Origin of the sequence: Zhihengliuella flava (assembly GCF_015751895.1) — a bacterium.
Lineage (GTDB): Bacteria > Actinomycetota > Actinomycetes > Actinomycetales > Micrococcaceae > Zhihengliuella > Zhihengliuella flava.
This window is the reverse complement of the sequence record NZ_JADOTZ010000001.1, coordinates 863,369-881,600: the sequence shown is the minus strand read 5'-3', so window position 1 is coordinate 881,600 and position 18,232 is coordinate 863,369. Positions and strand designations below refer to the sequence as shown.

The window sequence follows — 18,232 nt, the reverse complement described above, 5'->3', positions numbered from 1 at the left end:
CAGAGTGAGCACTGACTCGAACGTGACCAACCTGCCGCTGGCCGAACTCGATCCAGAGATCGCCGCAGTCCTCGACGCCGAACTGGGGCGCCAGCGGGACACCCTGGAGATGATCGCCTCGGAGAACTTCGCTCCGCGCGCGGTGCTCGAAGCGCAGGGCTCGGTTCTGACCAACAAGTACGCCGAAGGCTACCCGGGGCGCCGTTACTACGGCGGCTGCGAGCACGTGGACGTGGCGGAGAACCTGGCCCGGGACCGCGCTAAAGAACTCTTTGGCGCCAAGTACGCCAACGTCCAGCCGCACTCCGGGGCGTCCGCTAACGCCGCAGTGCTCGCGGCGCTCATTGAGCCGGGCGACAAGATCCTCGGCCTGTCCCTGGCCCACGGTGGCCACTTGACCCACGGCATGAAGCTGAATTTCTCCGGCAAGCTCTACGAGGTGGCCGCGTACGAGGTGGAGCCCGAGACCTTCACCGTCGACATGGACAAGCTTCGCCAGCAGGCGATCGCCGAGCAGCCGGATGTCATCATCGCGGGTTGGTCCGCCTACCCGCGCCAGCTGGATTTCGCGAAGTTCCGCGAGATCGCCGACGAGGTCGGTGCCAAGCTCTGGGTGGACATGGCCCACTTCGCAGGCCTTGTCGCCGCCGGGCTGCACCCCAGCCCGGTGCCCCACGCCGACGTCGTCTCCTCCACCGTGCATAAGACGCTGGCCGGACCGCGCTCCGGCTTGATCCTGACGAACGACTTGGAGATCTTCAAGAAGATCAATTCCAACGTCTTCCCCGGCCAGCAGGGCGGCCCTCTCATGCACGCGATCGCCGGTAAGGCCGTGGCGTTCAAGATCGCGGGCTCCCCGGAGTTCCGGGAGCGTCAGGAACGCACGCTGGCTGGTGCCCGGGCGCTCGCCGACCGCCTCAATCAGTCCGACGTCGCGAAGGCCGGGGTCTCCGTGCTGACCGGAGGCACCGACGTGCACTTGGTGCTGGTGGACCTGCGCAATTCGGAGCTCGACGGCCAGCAGGCCGAGGACTTGCTCCACGAAATCGGCATCACCGTGAACCGCAACGCCGTGCCGTTTGATCCGCGCCCGCCGATGGTCACCTCCGGCCTGCGCATCGGCACGCCGGCCCTGGCCACGCGCGGATTCGGCGCCGACGAGTTCACCGAGGTGGCGGACATCATTGCCACCGCGCTCATCAGCGGCCAGGACGCGGACAAGGACGCCCTGTCCGCTCGCGTGGACGCCTTGGCGAAGGCCTTCCCGCTCTACCCCGGCCACGAGGAGTGGTAAACCGGATGACCGCGCAGATCCTCGACGGCAAGGCCGCCGCGGCGGCCATAAAAGACGAGTTGGCGGAGCGCGTCGCCGCGCTCAAGGACCGGGGCATTACCCCAGGGATCGCGACGGTGCTGGTGGGGGCCGACCCGGCGTCACAGCTGTACGTCGGCATGAAGCACAAGCAGTCCGAGGCCATCGGCATGAACTCCATTCAGCGGGAGCTGCCCGCCGATGCCACGCAGGAGCAGGTTGAGGCGCTCATCGACGAACTCAACGCGGATGAGTCCTGCCACGGATACATCGTCCAGCTGCCGTTGCCCCGGCACCTTGATACGGACGCCATCTTGGAGCGGATTGACCCGGCCAAGGACGCCGACGGGCTGCACCCGACCAACCTCGGGCGGCTCGTGCTCAACGTCAACGGCCCTCTGGAGACGCCGCTGCCGTGCACCCCGCGCGGCGTGATTGAGCTGTTGCTGCGCAACGACTACGACTTGGGCGGAAAGCACGTCGTCGTCGTGGGCCGCGGGGTGACTATCGGCCGGCCCATGGGGCTGCTGCTCACGCGGCGCTCCATCAACGCCACGGTCACCCAGGTACACACGGGAACGCCGGAGATGGCGCCCTACCTTCAACAGGCGGACGTCATCGTGGCGGGCGCCGGCGTGAAGCACCTGATCAAGCCCGAGCACGTGAAGCCGGGTGCCGCGGTGCTGGACGTGGGCGTGACCCGCGAACAGGACCCGGAGACGGGCAAGTCCAAGGTGTATGGCGACGTCGACCCAGCTGTGGCGGAGGTGGCGGGTTACCTGTCGCCGAACCCGGGTGGCGTCGGCCCCATGACGGTGGCGCTGTTGATGACGAACGTCGTCGAAACGGCCGAGCGTCGGGCGGAGCTGCGCTAGCGTTAGGGCAGCGCTCGCCGGCGGCGAGGTGAAAAGCGGCGGTCGCCCCGGGGGTGGGGCGGCCGCCGTTTTACATGCCGCCACCGTGCGCTAGGGTCGGCTCATGATCGATGCTGAGCACTTGCTGGCGTTAGCCGCCCGCCACGGAATCACTCTGCGCCCGGACTCACTGCGGGTCAACGAGGCCGGGTTGGACTATCAGGTCGCCTTGGCCGAGGATCAGGACGGTGACGGTTGGGTGCTGCGGTTGCCCCGCAGGGCCGACGTCGCGGCCAAGATCCATGAGGAGCGCCGCATCCTCGAATTCGTCGGCCCCCGGTTGGACGCCGCCGTCCCTGACTGGCGCGTGGCCACCGAGGAACTCATCGCGTATCCGTTGCTTCCGGGCGAGCCGGGGCTGACCCTCGACGAGGCGGGCGCCCCGGTGCTGCACTTCGATCCCAGCTCCGGCGCGTTTCTGCGCTCCTTTGGTGAGCTGTTGGCCCAGCTGCACGCCATCGACGCGGATGAGGCGCGCTCGGCGGGCCTCCGCGTGGAGACGTACGACGACGTCCGCGCCGCGTGGCGGTCCCGGTTGGAGGCCGCCGAGGCGGAATTTGCGGTCCCCGCCACCGCGAGCCGGCGGTGGGCCGCCTGGATTGCGGACGATGCCCTGTGGTCCGGCGACGTGCATTTCAGCCATGGCGAGCTCTACCCGGCGCACCTCCTCTTGGCCGAGGAGGGGCGGGTGCTGTCCGTGCTGGATTGGACGACGGCGAAGGTCACGGATCCGGTGGCCGACTTCGCCCTGCAGCGGTCGATGACCGCACCCGAGGATTTTGAGCTCGTCCTGCGGGCCTACCGGGAGGCCGGCGGTCGCGTGCCGGATCGCCTGGCTGAGCGGTGCGATGCGTTGATCGGAGCCAGCGCGCTGGGGTACGCCGAGTTCGCGCTCTTAACCGGAGAGCCAGAGCATCGGCAGGCGGCGCAAGCCCTGTTCGACGCTGCCGTTTAGGCCCCGGCGGAGACCCGCTTCGCGTCCGCCTCCACCGGCGTCGTGACCGCCCGCATGACGAGCACGAACCCCACGAGCGCCAGCACGACGACGGCGAGGCCCAGCAGCGTACTGCCCGTGAGGGCGAGCGCGACGTAGCCCAGGCTGGCACACACGACGGCACTGATGACGTACGGCAACTGTGTCAGCACGTGGGTGATGACGTTGCAGCTGGAGCCGGTGGCGGAGAGGATCGTCGTGTCGGAAATCGGCGATGCATGGTCGCCCGCCACGGCTCCGGCCAAGACCGCTCCGAGGACCGGAAGCAAGAAGGTGGGCTCTTCCATGCTGTTGATAATGCCTCCGGCAATCGGCAGCAGCAGCCCGAAGGACCCCCACGAGGTGCCCGTGGCGAAGGACATGCCTGCGGCGATCAGGAACACCACGGGGGCCAGCCAGCCGGCGGAGATATTCGAAGCCTGGACCAGCTGGCCTAGGTAGTCGCCGGTGCCGAGCTGGGAGATCAAATCTCCGAGCATCCACGCGGGCAGGAGAATAGCGATGGCCGGCAGCATGGACTTGATGCCTTCTGTCCAGCCGCGGCCAAAGGTGGACACGGCAAACTCCGGGTTCTTGTGGGTGTTGCGCAGGTAGTAATACACCGCGGAGATCAGGCCGAGCGCTCCGCCCACGATGAGGGCCAAGGAGGCGTCGGTCGCGCCCAAGATGTCGATGGCGTTCCATGATCCGGAGGCGCGCTGGCCGGTCCAGATGATGCCCGCGAACACACCCGCCACGAGCAGGATGAACGGTACAAAGAGGGCGCGGCGCGCGCCCGGGTCGTGGACCGGGAGGTCATCGGAGAGCTGACCGGGCACGGCGTCATCGGGGTTGAAGACCTGGCCCTCGGCGATGGCGCGGCGCTCCTCCGTGCGCATGGCACCCAGATCGATCCGGAAGACAATCACGAGCCACACCATCAGGGCTGCGGCGATGGCGTAGAAGTTGGCGACGGCGGCACCGAGGAAGGCTTGGACGCTGCTCATGGAGAGGGCCGAAGCCGCGATGATCGGCGCCAGAATGCCCATGATGTAGGCGCCCCAGCTGGAGAACGGTGAGAGCACGGAGACGGGGGCCGACGTGGAGTCGATGATGTAGGCGAGCTTGGCGCGGGAGACCTTGTGCTGATCCGTGACGGGCCGCGAGATCTGCCCGACGGCCAGAGCATTGAAGTAGTCGTCGATAAAGATGATGATGCCGAGGACTGCCGGCAGGACCATCGAGCCGGGGCGCTTGCGGATGCGACGCATGGCCCACGCGGCGAACGCCGTCGTTCCCCCGGACATCAAGATGAACGCGGCGATGATGCCGAGCATCAGCAGGAAGACCAAAATGTAGACGGACCACGTATTGGCGGCACCATCGACCCAAAAAATCGCGGCAAATGCGCCCCAGACGGAGCCCGCAGCCTCGAGGGGGTTGAGGTCGTGAATCAACAGTGCGGCGGCGACGACGCCGGCGCCCAGGCTGATGAGCACGCGCTTGGTGAGAATCACCAAGGCGAGGGCCAACACCGGCGGCACCAGTGTCAGGAGGGGGTACGACGTCGTCAGGTCGGTCATGGTGCCTTTCGGTGCAGCCGCGGGGCAAGAACGCGGACGTGGTAGGGCGATAGCTCGGTGCAGCCGGCAGCTCCTCGGCGGAGGCTCAGTCCGTGGCTGCTGCGTCAGCGGGGCAGCCGTCAGCGCCCCGTCCCCGGCACGTGAGAGTAGCAGAGGCTCCCGCCGAACGCACCACCACGCATTGATTGGCTTGTTTCAATCGCTAGGCCTCGGTAAGCTCACGATGTGTCTCAAACCACTGCAGCCCCGATCGTCATTCGCGCCGAACACTTAGTGAAGCGCTACGGCGACTTCACCGCCGTTGACGACCTCAGCTTTGAGGTACCCGCCGGCGAGTCCTTCGGGTTGCTCGGCCCCAACGGCGCGGGAAAGTCAACCACCATGCGGATGATCGGCGGCGTCTCGCAGCGCACGTCCGGAACGTTGCAGATCATGGGACTGGACCCGCAGCAGCAAGGCCCCACCGTGCGCGCCCACCTCGGCGTCGTGCCGCAGCAGGACAACCTGGATGAGGACCTCAGGGTGCGGGACAACCTGCTCATCTACGGGCGGTACTTCGGCCTCTCCCGCGCGCACCTGCTTCCCAAGGTGGAGCGGTTGCTGGATTTCGCCCAACTACAAGACAAGGCCGACGCCCGCGTGGACGACCTCTCGGGAGGCATGAAGCGGCGCCTCACCATCGCGCGCTCGCTCGTCAATGACCCGCGCGTGCTCTTGCTGGACGAGCCCACCACGGGGCTCGATCCGCAGGCCCGCCACGTCCTCTGGGACCGGTTGTTTCGCCTCAAGGAACAGGGCGTCACGCTGGTGCTCACGACGCACTACATGGATGAGGCTGAGCAACTCTGTGACCGGCTCATCGTGGTGGATGGCGGCCGCATCATGGCGGAAGGGTCGCCAGCCCAGCTGATCCGCACCTATTCCAGCCGGGAGGTGGTAGAGCTGCGCTTCGGCGCGGACCGCAACGCGGCGGCCGCCGAGCGCATCCACGATCTGGGAGATCGCGTGGAAGCCTTGCCGGACCGGGTTCTGCTCTACGCGCACGACGGCGAGGCCGCCTTGGAAGCGGTGGCCGCCCGGGGCCTGCAGCCGGTCACCTCGCTCGTGCGCCGAAGCTCGTTGGAGGACGTTTTCCTGCGCCTGACCGGACGGTCCCTCGTTGAGTAAGCGCGCCGACACGACGGCCGCACCGGACCGGCCGCGCGAGCCTGAATCCGCCGTCGGCCCGACTCCGGGCGTGGAGCCCGCGCCGGGTGCCGAGGAACTGGCCAGACGAGCCCGCCGGTGGGGCGTCTGGTATTTCGCCGAGCATCAATTGCGCACGATGCGCAGCTACCTGTCCGTGATCGTTGCGTACTCGGTCGGGCACCCGCTGCTGTATCTGGTGGCCATGGGAGTCGGCCTCGCCAGCTTGGTTGACGCCAACGGTGGGGGAGACTTCGGCGGCGTGGATTACCTCGTCTTCCTCGTGCCCGCGCTGCTGGCATCGGGGACCTTCGTGGCGGCGTCGAACGAATTCACCTGGCCGATCATGGACGGCTTCAAATGGCGCCGCGTCTACCACGGACCGCTCGTCAGCCCGCTGCAACCGTGGCAAATCGCCGCCGGCCACACCCTCGCCGTCGCCCTGAGACTCTTCGCGCAATCCCTGGTCTACTTCCTGATCGTCGCGGCCTTCGGGGCCGTGCCCAGTGGGTTCGGTTTCCTCGCCATCATCACGTCCACGTTGGCCGGCCTGGCGATCGGCACCCCGCTGATGGCGTACGCAGCCACCATCAGGGTGGAGAAGGCCCAGTTCGTGATGATCCAGCGGTTTGGGGTCATGCCACTCATGCTGTTTTCCGGCACCTTTTTCCCCTTGACCAACCTGCCGGTTTTCCTGCAATGGATTGGCTGGGTTTCCCCGCTCTGGCACGCCAGCGAGATCGGCCGGGTGTTCACCTACGGGTACGACGAACCGCTCTGGCTGTCCATCGTTCACGTGCTCTACCTGGTAGCGCTCGCCGGCGGCGGACTGCTGCTCGCGTTCCGTACCTACTACAACCGGTTGGTGGACTGACATGACGCACCGCCTCAGCCAGCCCGTTGCCGAGCGCTCGCAGCCCCTGCGTGCCGAGCTGCTCGAGCCCAGCCACCGCCCCCTAGCCGGCCTCTACTCCGGCAACGTGCGCGCCGTCGTCGCCCGTGGCCTCATGGCGCTCAAAACTAACAACTGGGCCGTCTTTATTTCCGGGTTCATCGAGCCCGTGTTGTACCTCGCGGCGATGGGCATCGGACTCGGCCCCCTGATCGGCACCGTCGAGGGGCCGGGCGGGACAGCCGTGAGCTACGGCGCCTACATTGCCCCGGCGCTGCTGGCCGTCTCCGCCATGAACGGTGCCGTGTACGACTCGACGAACAACGTGTTCTTCAAGCTGCGGTTTTCCAAGCTCTATCAGACCATGCTCAACACCTCCCTCGGGCCCTTAGACGTGGCGATGGGGGAGATTTACCTCGCCTTGCAGCGCGGCTTCTTGTATGCCGTTGGCTTCATGTTGGTCATGCTGCCGCTGGGCTACGTGAGCAGTTGGTGGGCGTTACTCATGGTGCCCGCCGCCGTGCTGGTGGCGTTCGGATTCGCGTCCCTCGGCATGGGCATCACCAGCTACTTCACCCGATTCCAGCACTTGGACTGGATCAACTTCGCGCTGCTACCCATGTTCCTGTTCTCCGCCACGCTGTATCCCCTGAGCGTGTACCCGCAAGCCATCCAGTGGGTCATCCAAGCGTTGCCCCTGTGGCATGGGGTGGAACTGTTGCGTTCCCTCTCCGTCGGATACTTCACGCCAGCCATGCTGGTGCACGTGGCCTACTTTGTGGTCATGATTGCGGTCGGAGTGGTCTTGACGACGAGCCGTTTGCGCGCCTTGTTCCTGCGCTAACGCCCCTGTTTCTGCCGGACCAAGCGGCGTACCTTGGGAGGAGACGCCAAGGCAAGGAGCAGACCATGATCGGCACGTGGCACGCACTGGTTTTCGATTGTGCGGATACGGATCAACTGGCCACCTTCTACGAGCAGCTCTTGGGCATGGTGCGGGTCCAGCAGGATGACGACGACGGCTGGATCACGATTGGCGATGCGCCGGACCGGCCAGCCCTCGCTTTCCAACGCGTTGAGCACTACACGCCGCCGGCCTGGCCCGGTCAAGACGTCCCCCAGCAGGCTCACCTCGACATTCGGGTCAGTGACCTCGATATCGGCGAAGAACACGTGCTGGCCCTCGGAGCCACCGCCCTCAACGAAGGCAGTGAGAGCTTCCGGGTGTACTTGGACCCGCAGGGTCATCCCTTCTGCCTCGTGAGTTGGTGAGCGCCGGGCGCACACTGCGCTGTCCTCCCAGAGCGCACGTCGCGTGTTCGCCTGCGGCGCAGTGGGACCGGAGGAGTGTCAGGATTTGAGACAATGAAGCATGCAAACCCTTCCCAGCGGATCGGCCGCGCCCGGCGCGGCAGGAAAGAACAGGACCATGCAGGACAGCAAGATCACCATCAAGGCCAGCACGCTCGCTCTCGCCGTGGTGGTCACGGTTTTTCTGGTGGCCGTGGTGTTTGCCGCCAACCAGAATGACATCATCGGCTGGCTCGTGGTCATCATTTCGCTGGGCTGGCTGCTGCTCTCGGCCTTCCTGGTGTTCGGAATTTCCCGCGGCGCCAAGAAGGTGCAGGAACAAGTAGCCGGCGTGCGTGCTGACTTTGCCCAGCAGAACGGCGGCGGCAACACGACGCTGGTCGACGACGGCACCAAGGTCCGGGATATGAAGCTGGATCACTCCTTCAAGATCGTTCAGGTCCAGACCGGCGTCGTGAAGGAATACTTGGATCAGGACGGCGAAGAGGCGCGTGGCATGGTGGACCGCGCGCTGGAAACCATCGAGATCACCGCGCACAATGCGCGCTCCATGATGAAGGACGGGCAGAGCGGACCAGGTGAGCCCCTCTCGGGTGACATCGTCGACTAATTCTGTGGCCGCGACGCGGTAGTGTGGAGCCCGTGACCAACGCCGAAACTCCAGCAACCGCGAACGTGTACACCAAGGCTCCGGGCGCCCTCCGCGTGGCATCCGTCAACGTCAACGGGATCCGGGCAGCCTATAAGAAAGGCATGGCCGAGTGGCTGGCCGGCCGTGACGTCGACATCCTGAACTTGCAGGAGGTGCGCGCCCCCGACGCGCTCTTCCGGGAGCTGATCGGCGAGGGCTGGCACCTAGTCCACGCCGAGGCCGCCGCCAAGGGGCGAGCCGGCGTCGCCATTTGCTCCCGCAGTGAGCCCGACGCCGTGCGCGAGCACATCGGCGAGGAGTACTTCGCTGACTCCGGCCGCTGGGTCGAAGCCGACTTCACGGTCAAGGGGCAGCAGGTCACCGTGGTCAGTGCCTACGTGCACTCGGGTGAGCTCGGCACCCAGAAGCAAGATGACAAGTACCGCTTCTTGGAGACCATGACCCGCCGCATGCCGGCACTCGCCGAGCGCACAGATCACGTGCTGATCACCGGTGATCTCAACGTGTGCCACACCGAACGGGACATCAAGAACTGGAAGCCGAACCACAACAAGCGTGCCGGCGTCATGGACGAGGAAATCGTCTACTTTGACCGCTTCTTTGGGGACATCGGCTACCGCGATGTGGCACGGCAACTGGCCGGCGATGTCCAAGGCCCCTACAGCTGGTGGTCCTACCGAGGACAAGCCTTCGACAACGACGCCGGGTGGCGGATCGATTACCACATGGCGACCCCCGCCCTCATGGCGCGGGCCACTCACGCCGTTGTGGACCGCGCCGCGACGTACGACACGCGCTTTTCTGACCACGCCCCCGTCGTCGTCGACTACCAGTTCTAGAGCACGCTTTCAGGAAGACCATGAGTACCGAACCCACTAGCACCCACCGCCCTCGAGTCTTGTCCGGTATGCAGCCGTCCGCCGACTCGCTGCACCTCGGTAACTACCTGGGGGCCCTCGTGAACTGGGTCAAGTCCCAGGACCAGTACGACGCCTTCTTCTTTGTCCCGGATATGCACGCCATCACGGTGCCGCAGGATCCGGCCGAGCTCCGCGAGCGCACGCGCCGCACGGCGGCGCAATACATCGCGGGCGGGATCGACGTGGACCAATCCACGCTGTTCGTTCAGTCCCACGTGCCGGAGCACGCTCAGCTGGCGTGGGTCCTGACGTGCCTGACTGGGTTCGGCGAGGCCTCCCGCATGACGCAGTTCAAGGACAAGTCCGCCAAGGGCGGCGTCGAGAACGCCGGCGTCGGCCTCTTCACGTACCCCATGCTTATGGCCGCGGACATCTTGATGTATCAGCCGCACGGCGTTCCCGTCGGTGACGACCAACGGCAGCACGTGGAGCTGGCCCGGACGTTGGCGAATCGGTTCAATCACCGCTTCGGAGAGACCTTCCGCGTGCCGGAGGCCTTCATCCCGGAAGAGGGCGCACGGATCTACGACCTGCAGCAGCCGACCAAGAAGATGTCCAAGTCGGCGGAGAGCCCCAACGGGCTCATCAATGTTCTCGACGACTCGAAGACCATCGCCAAACGCATCAAGTCCGCTGTCACGGACACGGACACCGTGGTGGCCTACGATCGCGAAAACAAGCCGGGCGTGTCCAACCTGCTGGACATCCTGGCGGTCGTCAGCGGGAAGACGGTGGAGCAACTGGTGCCTGAGTATGAGGGCAAGATGTACGGGCACCTGAAGGTGGATGTGGCCGAAGCCGTGGTGGCCGCGGTGGAGCCGGTGCGCGAACGGACCAAGCAGCTCCTCGATGACCCGGCCGAGCTGGATCGCCTGCTGGCGATCGGCGCATCGAAGGCTCGCGAGGTGGCGGCACGGACTCTAGACGAGGTGTACCGCAACGTGGGGTTCTTGCAGCTCGGCGCCGAGGCCGCCGCCGTCGTTCGCCGTGCCGGAGACGGCGCGGCGTAGCGCCCCGAGCCGCCATGGCCGAGGAACCACTCGCGATGACGCACCGAGAGCACGGGAGGAATGCCGCCGCGCTCGGCGTCGTCATCACGCTGCCCGCGGGGTTGCGGCAACGCATCGGACAGCTGCGGGCGGATTTTGAAGGTCCCTGCGCCGGGCTGGAACCGCCGCACATCACGTTAGTGTCCGGCCAGATTTCCGGTACCTGGGAGGCGGCGAGAGCGCACGCCGCGCTGGTGGCCTCCCGGAGCGAGGCCTTCACCGTCTCGCTCAAGGGAGTGGCGAGCTTCGTCCCGGCCAGCGAGGTCGTCTTCCTCAAGGTTGCCCAAGGGGCGGAGGAGTGCAGAGCGCTGCACGCGCGGCTTTGTGACGGTCCGCTGGAACATCGGGTTGCCTTCGACTACCACCCGCACCTTACGGTGACTCATGACGCGCCGCGGCCCCAGATGCGGCGCGCATTGGATGAATTGCAAGATTTCGACGCCGAGTTTGTCGTCGAGTCCATCGGGCTGTTCACCACGGATCACGACGGACACTGGGTGCTCACTGAGGAGCTGACACTTGGCACGGACGGATGTAAAAATGCGGCAAACTAACGGGTCAGCGGTCCGCGGAGCGCACGCGGGCGGCACGGGCCAAACCTCCGTTGAGGGCATCCCCGCGCTCGATCGGGCGTTCGTGCGCCGCGAGGCGTTGAGTAAACGGGCCGACGTGGGGCAGGCGCGGCGCGAAGGGCAGCCGCTGCTCCAGCGCACCTTGGCCGTCGCGAAGTGGCTGGTGGCGGAGCTGAATGCGTTCCGCCCGATGCGCGTCTGGACGGTCTACTCCAAGCGCCACGGTCCGCTCATGGCGGCCGGCACGGCGTACCGCATGTTCTTCTCCATCGCGGCGCTGCTGGTAGCCGGCTTCTCCATCTTCGGCCTCATCGCTGCCGGCAATAAGGAACTGCAGGACCTCGTGGTGGACACGGTGGCCCGCAGTACTCCCGGCTTGATTGCGACGGACACGCAGCCGGGCCTCGCGACTGCCGAGGAACTCTTCGACAACTCGTCAAGCTTCGGCTGGGCACTGGCGATTTCCACCGCCACGATGCTCATTACGGCCCTAGGGTGGATCAAGGGCATTCGCGAGGGCATGCGTGGCGTCTTTGGGCTGGCCACCGTCGAGATGAACCCGGTGGTCGCCAAGGCGCGGGACCTCGGCATTCTGGTGCTCATGGGCATTGGCTTGGTCCTGACGAGCGCTGTGGGCTTCGTCGCGGGCGCCGCGCTGGACTGGATCTTGAATCTACTCGGTATCGCTTCAGTGTTCGGTCAGTTCGCCACGCGCGTGGTCTCCCTCCTGGTCATGCTCCTGCTGGACATGCTGGTGGCGGTGGTCCTCTTCCGGCTGGCGTCCTCCATCAATATGCCCCAGCGAGCGCTCTGGGAGGCGGCGCTCATCGCCGGCGGCGGGGCGACGGTCCTGCGGTTCTTCTCCTCGCAACTGCTGGGCAGCGTCGGCCAGGGAAATGACCTCCTTGCGCCCTTTGCCGTGATCCTCGGACTCTTCGTGTGGTTCTTCCTGCTCTCGCAGGTCTATCTGATCGCCGCCAGCTGGGGCGCAGTGCGCACGGGGGACATTGAGGCCGCCGAGGCCGCGGCCGGGGGAGCGCGGCTGACGCTCCGCCAGCGGGCGGCTCTCAAGAAGGCGCAGAGCGCCCCTGAGCACGACGCCGGCTGGGCGCCCTAGGAGAGGCCCGGCTCACCGGAGCCGTGGCTACTCGGAGGCGTCGAAGTACTGTTCGGCCCACGCAGCGATCATGGCGGCTGCGCGATAGCCATGGACGCGCTGGGTGAGCAAGTGATCCGCCCCGTCGAGGGAGAAGAACGACTTGGGGTGCTTGGCCTCCGTAAAGATGCGCCCGGCGTTTTCGAGGCCCACGGTGTTATCCGTCGGCGCGTGCATGACCAGCAGAGCGGCGCGCAGGTCCTGAATCGAGCTGGTGAGGTTGTACTCCTGGACGTCCTCAATGAACGCCCGGGTGATCTCTAACCGGCGGGGGCCGAGCTTCAGTTCGGCGCTGCCCGCGGATTCGATCTCCTCCATGAGGTGCTCGAAGTTGTGCGTGACGTGGCCCGGGTCGAAGGGAGCGCCAATGGTGGCGATCGCATTGGGCTGGATCTCGCTCGCGGCAGCGATCACGGCGGCACCACCGAGGGAGTGGCCCACGAGGAGCTCGGGCTCGTGGCCGCGCTCACGCAACGCCTCGGCCGCACGAATGGTGTCCTGAATTTTTAGGCTGAATGAGGTCGCCGCGAAGTCGCCTTGAGATTCGCCGAGGCCGAGGTTGTCGAAGCGCAGCATGCCGATGCCGTGGGAGGCGAGCCCGCGGCAGATCCGAGCCGTCGCGAGTGAATCCTTGCCGAGGGTGAACCCGTGGGACATGATGCCCCATCCGATCGCCTCGCCCTCAGGAACGTCCAAAGCCGCGGTCAGGGTATCGCCGGTTGCGCTGGTGAAGGTGAATTTCTCAGTAGCCACCCGGCCAGTCTAGAACGAGTGGCGGTCCACAAACGACGGCGGGGCGCCGAGAGAACGGTGAGTTCTCTCGGCGCCCCGCCGCCGCATCGTCTGCTCGAATTACATGGAGCGGGCCAGCACGGCCTGCTTCACCTCGGCGATGGCCTTGGTGACCTGAATGCCACGCGGGCACGCCTCGGAGCAGTTGAAGGTCGTGCGGCAGCGCCACACGCCTTCCTTGTCATTGAGGATCTCCAGTCGCATGTCACCGGCATCGTCGCGGCTGTCGAAAATGAAGCGGTGTGCATTGACGATCGCGGCCGGGCCGAAGTACTGACCGTCGGTCCAGAACACCGGGCACGAGGACGTGCACGCGGCGCAGAGGATGCACTTGGTGGTGTCGTCGAAGCGCTCGCGGTCCTCGGGGGACTGGTAGCGCTCGCCCGAGGGCTCGTGGCCCTTGGAGACGAGGAAGGGCATGATCTCGCGGTAGGACTGGAAGAACGGCTCCATGTCCACAATGAGGTCTTTCTCCACCGGTAGGCCCTTGATGGCCTCCACCGTGATGGGCTTGGACGTGTCCAGGTCCTTCAGGAGGGTCTTACAGGCCAGGCGGTTGCGGCCGTTGATGCGCATCGCGTCGGAGCCGCAAATACCGTGGGCGCAGGACCGGCGGAAGGACAGCGAGCCGTCCACCTCCCACTTGACCTTGTGCAGGGCGTCGAGCACGCGGTCCGTGCCGTACATGGTCAGCTCGAAATCTTCCCACTCGGCCTCCTCGGAGACCTCGGGGTTGTAGCGCCGCACGCGCAGCGTGATGTCGAACTGCTTGATCTCGCCCCCGCCGCCACCGGCGCTGAGCTCCACCTTGGATGCTGGTTCTGCTACTTCAGTGCTCATTAGTACTTACGCTCCATCGGCTGGTAACGGGTGAAGACGACCGGCTTGGTATCGAAGCGCAGGCCCTTGATGCCCTGCATCTCCGCCGCCTCGTCCTTGTACACCATCGAGTGCTTCATGAACTTCTCGTCGTCTCGATCCGGGAAGTCCTCGCGGAAGTGCCCGCCGCGCGACTCTTCGCGGCCCAGAGCGGACACGGACATGACCTCGGCAAGGTCGAGCAGGAAGCCGAGCTCCACGGCCTCCAGCAGGTCCAGGTTGAAGCGCTTGCCCTTGTCCTGGATGCCGATGTTGTTGTAACGCTCGCGCAAGGCCTCAATGTCGGAGACGGCCTTCTTGATGGTCTCGCCTGTACGGAAGACCTGCATGTTGGCGTCCATGGTGTCCTGCAGGTCCTTGCGGATCGCGGCGATGCGCTCGGTGCCGTTGCCGTTGCGGATGTTCTCCAGCAAGGCCTCGGTCTCGCCCAACGGGTTTTCGGGAACGTCGACAAATTCTGCCGTCTTGGCGTATTCAGCCGCGTACTTGCCGGCACGCTTGCCGAAGACGTTGATGTCCAACAGGGAGTTGGTGCCCAGGCGATTGGAGCCGTGCACGGACACGCAGGCGACCTCGCCGGCCGCATACAGGCCGGGGATCGTCGTGTCGTTATCTTGAAGAACCTTGCCCTCGATATCCGTCGGGACACCGCCCATGACGTAGTGGGCGGTGGGGAAGACCGGCACGGGCTCCGTGTACGGTTCCACGCCCAAGTAGGTGCGAGCAAACTCGGTGATGTCCGGCAGCTTGGCGTCGATGTGCGCCGGCTCCAAGTGCGTGAGGTCCAGCAGGACGTAGTCCTTGTTCGGGCCGCAACCGCGCCCTTCGCGGACTTCATTGGCCATCGAGCGGGCCACGATGTCACGCGGGGCGAGGTCCTTAATGGTCGGCGCGTAGCGCTCCATGAATCGCTCGCCCTCCGAGTTGCGGAGAATGCCGCCCTCACCGCGGGCTGCCTCGGAGAGCAAGATGCCCAGACCGGCCAGGCCGGTCGGGTGGAACTGCACAAACTCCATGTCCTCCAGCGGGATGCCGCGCCGGAAGGCGATGCCCATGCCGTCTCCGGTCAGGGTGTGGGCGTTGGACGTGGTCTTGAAGACCTTGCCCGCGCCGCCGGAGGCGAACACCACCGACTTGGCCTGGAAGACGTGCAGCTCACCGGTGGCGAGGTCGTAGGAGACGACGCCGGCGACGCGCTTCTGGAGGTAGGTGGTGCCATCCTCGCGGGTGGCTTCCTCGTCGACCGTCAGCAGGTCCAGCACGTAGTACTCGTTGTAGAACTCAACGTTGTGCTTGACGCAGTTTTGGTAGAGGGTCTGCAGGATCATGTGGCCGGTGCGGTCCGCGGCGTAGCAGGCGCGGCGCACCGGAGCCTTACCGTGATCGCGGGTGTGGCCGCCAAAGCGACGCTGGTCGATCTTGCCCTCGGGCGTGCGGTTGAACGGCAGGCCCATCTTCTCGAGGTCCAGCACGGCCTCGATGGCTTCCTTGGCCATGACCTCCGCGGCGTCCTGGTCCACCAGGTAGTCGCCGCCCTTAATCGTGTCGAACGTGTGCCACTCCCAGTTGTCTTCTTCGACGTTGGCGAGGGCCGCGCACATGCCGCCCTGAGCGGCGCCCGTGTGCGAGCGGGTGGGGTAGAGCTTGGTGAGTACCGCCGTGTGGGCACGCTGTCCGGCCTCAATGGCCGCGCGCATGCCAGCGCCGCCGGCGCCGACGATGACGACGTCGTACTTATGTACCTGCATACCGGTTGCTTCTCTCTTTTCTCAAGCTTGTTCGGCGTCAACGCCGAGATTAGTTGCAGACCTCGAGCGTCGAGCCCGGGATACACGGATCGAAGGTGAAGATCACCAGGGTGCCGAGCACGATGATGACGACGGTCGAGAAGTACAGGACCAGTTTCAGCCAGAAGCGGGTACGGTCCTTGTCGGCGTAGTCATTGATGATCGTGCGCACGCCGTTGGTGCCGTGCAGCATGGCCAGCCACAGCATGGCCAAATCCCAGAACTGCCACACCGGGTCGGCCCACTTACCGGCGACGAAGCCGAAGTCGATGCCATTGATGCCTTCGCCCATGAGCAGGTTGGTGATCAGGTGGCCGAAGATCAGGACGACTAGGAAGAGGCCGGAGATGCGCATGAACAGCCAGGCGAGCATCTCAAAGTTGCCCTTCTTGCCCGGGACGCGAGTGTACTTCTGGTCAATCCGGCCGGAGCGCGGCGGGACGAATTCGGTGGTGGTGGCCATGGCTTAGTGACCTCCAAGTGCGAGGGTGAGGTGGCGGGCAGCGAAGCCGATGGTGGCGACGGCCCAGACGACAATGACGCCCCACAGCAGCTGGCGGTGGAACTTGGGGCCCTGCTTCCAGAAGTCCACGAGGATCAGGCGCAGGCCGTTGAACGCGTGGAACAGAATGGCGGCGACGAGTGCGGTTTCGCCGAAGGCCATCAGGGGGTTCTGGTAGGTGCCGATGACCGCGTCATAGGCGCCCGGCGAGACGCGCACGAGCGATGTATCCAGCACGTGCACCAACAGGAAGAAAAAGATGACAACACCGGTAATCCGATGCCCCACCCAAGACCACATGCCTTCCCGGCCGCGGTAGAGGGTGCCTGACGAAGTCTTCGACACTGAAATAACCTCCAAGCATCACAGGGCGCCTGTGCGGCTTCCGCACAAAGAATTAACGCCGGTGTGTGTGCGTTCCCCACCGATCCTAGTGCACGATCAGAAACCTCATCTGCCTATCCTGCCCCCTGTGTGATCAGGCTCACAAGACCATGACGCATCCGCGAGTTGGCGCGGCCCGGCCGCCGAATTCTGCAACAAAACCATGCGCTAAATCACGGTCGTGGTGCGCGGGAAATGTATCTCTGTGATTTAGCCTTTTACGTATGGCTCAAAATACTTTCGACCGTTTCTACGGGGTGATTCCTGCCGGTGGTGTGGGAACCCGGCTGTGGCCGCTCTCCCGTGCGGCGGCTCCCAAGTTCCTACATGACCTCACCGGGAGCGGCAGCACACTGATTCGGTCGACGTATGACCGGCTGACTCCGCTGGCGGGAGAGCGCATCATGGTGGTCACCGGGGAAGTGCACCGTCAGGCCGTGTGTGAGCAGTTGCCGGAGCTCGACGAGCAGGACCTCGTCCTCGAGAGTGAGCCGAAGGATTCAGGGGCCGCTATTGGCCTCGCCGCCGCTATCCTTCACCGCAGGGATCCCGAAACGATCATGGGGTCCTTCGCCGCCGATCAGGTGGTGGGCCCGCTCGACGTCTTCCTCGAGGCGGTCCGCGAGGCCGTCCACACGGCCGCCACCGGAAAGATCGTCACGATCGGCATTCGTCCCACCGTGCCGTCCACCGGGTTTGGTTACATCCGAGCCGGCGAACGGCTGAGCATCGATGATGCGCCGAGCGCCACGGCCGTCGCCGAATTTGTGGAGAAGCCCAGCGAGGACGTGGCCCGGAAGTATTTGGCCAGTGGGGACTACTTGTGGAACGCCGGCATGTTCGTGGCGCCCACCGCGCTCATGCTCAAGCATCTCGAGCTCAACCAGCCTGAGCTCTACCGGGGGCTTGACGAGATCGCGGCGGCATGGGACACCCCGCAGCGGGACGAGGTCGTGGCCCGCGTGTGGCCCACCCTGCCCAAGATCGCCATTGACTACGCGGTGGCCGAGCCCGCTGCGGACGCGGGCGATGTGGCCATGGTTCCCGGCGTATTTACGTGGGACGACGTCGGAGATTTCGCGGCGATCGGTCGGTTGAATCCGGCCAGTGAAAATAACCATCTGACCGTCTTGGGGGACGGTGCGCGCGTGTATTCGGACCAGGCATCCGGCGTCGTCGTCTCCGACTCGAAGCGGGTCATCGCCCTCATTGGCATCGACGACGTCGTTGTCGTCGACACCCCTGATGCGCTGTTGGTGACCACCGAGGACCATGCCCAACAGGTCAAACAGGCCGTCGAAACCCTCAAAGCCTCCGGCGAGGTCGACGTGCTTTAGCGGCTGCGCACGCGCCCACCGGCAGTGGACGC

General features: G+C 65.5%; 19 protein-coding genes. 13 read left to right on the top strand and 6 right to left on the bottom strand.

Features of this window, described 5'->3' with window-relative positions; genetic code table 11:
* Nucleotides 1-4: 4 nt before the first annotated feature.
* The 3 genes from glyA to IW252_RS04090 all read left to right on the top strand — a co-directional run bounded on the left by glyA (nucleotide 5) and on the right by IW252_RS04090 (nucleotide 3,181).
* Nucleotides 5-1,294 carry a serine hydroxymethyltransferase gene (glyA, locus tag IW252_RS04100; protein WP_331271434.1) on the top strand — a complete coding sequence of 430 codons (1,290 nt, stop codon included), beginning with the start codon at nucleotides 5-7 and terminating at the stop codon, nucleotides 1,292-1,294.
* Between the two features lie 5 nt (nucleotides 1,295-1,299).
* A complete protein-coding gene (locus IW252_RS04095; protein ID WP_196835395.1) occupies nucleotides 1,300-2,187 on the top strand; it encodes a bifunctional methylenetetrahydrofolate dehydrogenase/methenyltetrahydrofolate cyclohydrolase in 888 nt (295 codons plus the stop codon).
* A gap of 103 nt (nucleotides 2,188-2,290) precedes the next feature.
* Entirely contained in the window at nucleotides 2,291-3,181 is an 891-nt protein-coding gene (locus IW252_RS04090; protein ID WP_196835394.1) for a macrolide 2'-phosphotransferase, read from the top strand.
* Here IW252_RS04090 and IW252_RS04085 read toward each other — a convergent pair.
* Complete coding sequence (locus tag IW252_RS04085; protein ID WP_231365896.1) at nucleotides 3,178-4,782, bottom strand: Na+/H+ antiporter NhaC family protein; 1,605 nt, start codon at nucleotides 4,780-4,782, stop codon at nucleotides 3,178-3,180. The two genes, IW252_RS04090 and IW252_RS04085, sit on opposite strands and share 4 nt — an antisense overlap.
* A gap of 225 nt (nucleotides 4,783-5,007) precedes the next feature.
* Here IW252_RS04085 and IW252_RS04080 point away from each other — a divergent pair, with 225 nt between their 5' ends.
* The 9 genes from IW252_RS04080 (at nucleotide 5,008) to IW252_RS04040 (ending at nucleotide 12,480) form a co-directional block, all read left to right on the top strand.
* Entirely contained in the window at nucleotides 5,008-5,949 is a 942-nt protein-coding gene (locus IW252_RS04080; protein WP_196835393.1) for an ABC transporter ATP-binding protein, read from the top strand.
* A complete protein-coding gene (locus IW252_RS04075; protein WP_231365895.1) occupies nucleotides 5,942-6,841 on the top strand; it encodes an ABC transporter permease in 900 nt (299 codons plus the stop codon). Before IW252_RS04080 ends, IW252_RS04075 begins: the two co-directional genes overlap by 8 nt.
* A 1-nt stretch (nucleotide 6,842) precedes the next feature.
* Nucleotides 6,843-7,703 (top strand): ABC transporter permease, encoded by an 861-nt coding sequence (locus tag IW252_RS04070; RefSeq protein ID WP_196835392.1) that lies wholly within the window; start codon nucleotides 6,843-6,845, stop codon nucleotides 7,701-7,703.
* 65 nt (nucleotides 7,704-7,768) lie between these two features.
* Nucleotides 7,769-8,131 (top strand): VOC family protein, encoded by a 363-nt coding sequence (locus IW252_RS04065; RefSeq protein ID WP_196835391.1) that lies wholly within the window; start codon nucleotides 7,769-7,771, stop codon nucleotides 8,129-8,131.
* 100 nt (nucleotides 8,132-8,231) lie between these two features.
* A complete protein-coding gene (locus IW252_RS04060; protein ID WP_231365894.1) occupies nucleotides 8,232-8,780 on the top strand; it encodes a hypothetical protein in 549 nt (182 codons plus the stop codon).
* A gap of 32 nt (nucleotides 8,781-8,812) precedes the next feature.
* Nucleotides 8,813-9,661 carry an exodeoxyribonuclease III gene (locus tag IW252_RS04055; protein WP_331271433.1) on the top strand — a complete coding sequence of 283 codons (849 nt, stop codon included), beginning with the start codon at nucleotides 8,813-8,815 and terminating at the stop codon, nucleotides 9,659-9,661.
* Between the two features lie 20 nt (nucleotides 9,662-9,681).
* Nucleotides 9,682-10,752: a tryptophan--tRNA ligase gene (gene trpS / locus IW252_RS04050; RefSeq protein ID WP_196835390.1), complete on the top strand. Its 1,071-nt coding sequence runs from the start codon at nucleotides 9,682-9,684 to the stop codon at nucleotides 10,750-10,752.
* Nucleotides 10,753-10,787: 35 nt separating this feature from the next.
* Nucleotides 10,788-11,345, top strand: coding sequence for a 2'-5' RNA ligase family protein (locus IW252_RS04045; protein WP_196835389.1), 558 nt, complete (start codon nucleotides 10,788-10,790; stop codon nucleotides 11,343-11,345).
* Nucleotides 11,332-12,480 (top strand): YihY/virulence factor BrkB family protein, encoded by a 1,149-nt coding sequence (locus IW252_RS04040; RefSeq protein WP_196835388.1) that lies wholly within the window; start codon nucleotides 11,332-11,334, stop codon nucleotides 12,478-12,480. Before IW252_RS04045 ends, IW252_RS04040 begins: the two co-directional genes overlap by 14 nt.
* A 27-nt stretch (nucleotides 12,481-12,507) precedes the next feature.
* Here the strand turns inward: IW252_RS04040 and IW252_RS04035 are convergent, their stop codons facing one another.
* The 5 genes from IW252_RS04035 to sdhC form a co-directional block, all read right to left on the bottom strand.
* Nucleotides 12,508-13,272: an alpha/beta hydrolase family protein gene (locus IW252_RS04035; protein WP_331271432.1), complete on the bottom strand. Its 765-nt coding sequence runs from the start codon at nucleotides 13,270-13,272 to the stop codon at nucleotides 12,508-12,510.
* Between the two features lie 99 nt (nucleotides 13,273-13,371).
* A complete protein-coding gene (locus IW252_RS04030) occupies nucleotides 13,372-14,151 on the bottom strand; it encodes a succinate dehydrogenase iron-sulfur subunit (protein ID WP_196835387.1) in 780 nt (259 codons plus the stop codon).
* Nucleotides 14,151-15,938, bottom strand: coding sequence for a succinate dehydrogenase flavoprotein subunit (gene sdhA / locus IW252_RS04025; protein WP_196835386.1), 1,788 nt, complete (start codon nucleotides 15,936-15,938; stop codon nucleotides 14,151-14,153). The genes IW252_RS04030 and sdhA overlap by 1 nt, the downstream gene beginning before the upstream one ends.
* 49 nt (nucleotides 15,939-15,987) lie before the next feature.
* Complete coding sequence (locus IW252_RS04020; protein WP_196835385.1) at nucleotides 15,988-16,440, bottom strand: succinate dehydrogenase hydrophobic membrane anchor subunit; 453 nt, start codon at nucleotides 16,438-16,440, stop codon at nucleotides 15,988-15,990.
* A gap of 3 nt (nucleotides 16,441-16,443) precedes the next feature.
* Nucleotides 16,444-16,824, bottom strand: a complete 381-nt coding sequence (gene sdhC, locus IW252_RS04015; RefSeq protein WP_196835384.1) for a succinate dehydrogenase, cytochrome b556 subunit — start codon at nucleotides 16,822-16,824, stop codon at nucleotides 16,444-16,446.
* Nucleotides 16,825-17,087: 263 nt separating this feature from the next.
* Here sdhC and IW252_RS04010 point away from each other — a divergent pair, with 263 nt between their 5' ends.
* A complete protein-coding gene (locus tag IW252_RS04010) occupies nucleotides 17,088-18,200 on the top strand; it encodes a mannose-1-phosphate guanylyltransferase (protein WP_196835383.1) in 1,113 nt (370 codons plus the stop codon).
* Nucleotides 18,201-18,232: the final 32 nt, after the last annotated feature.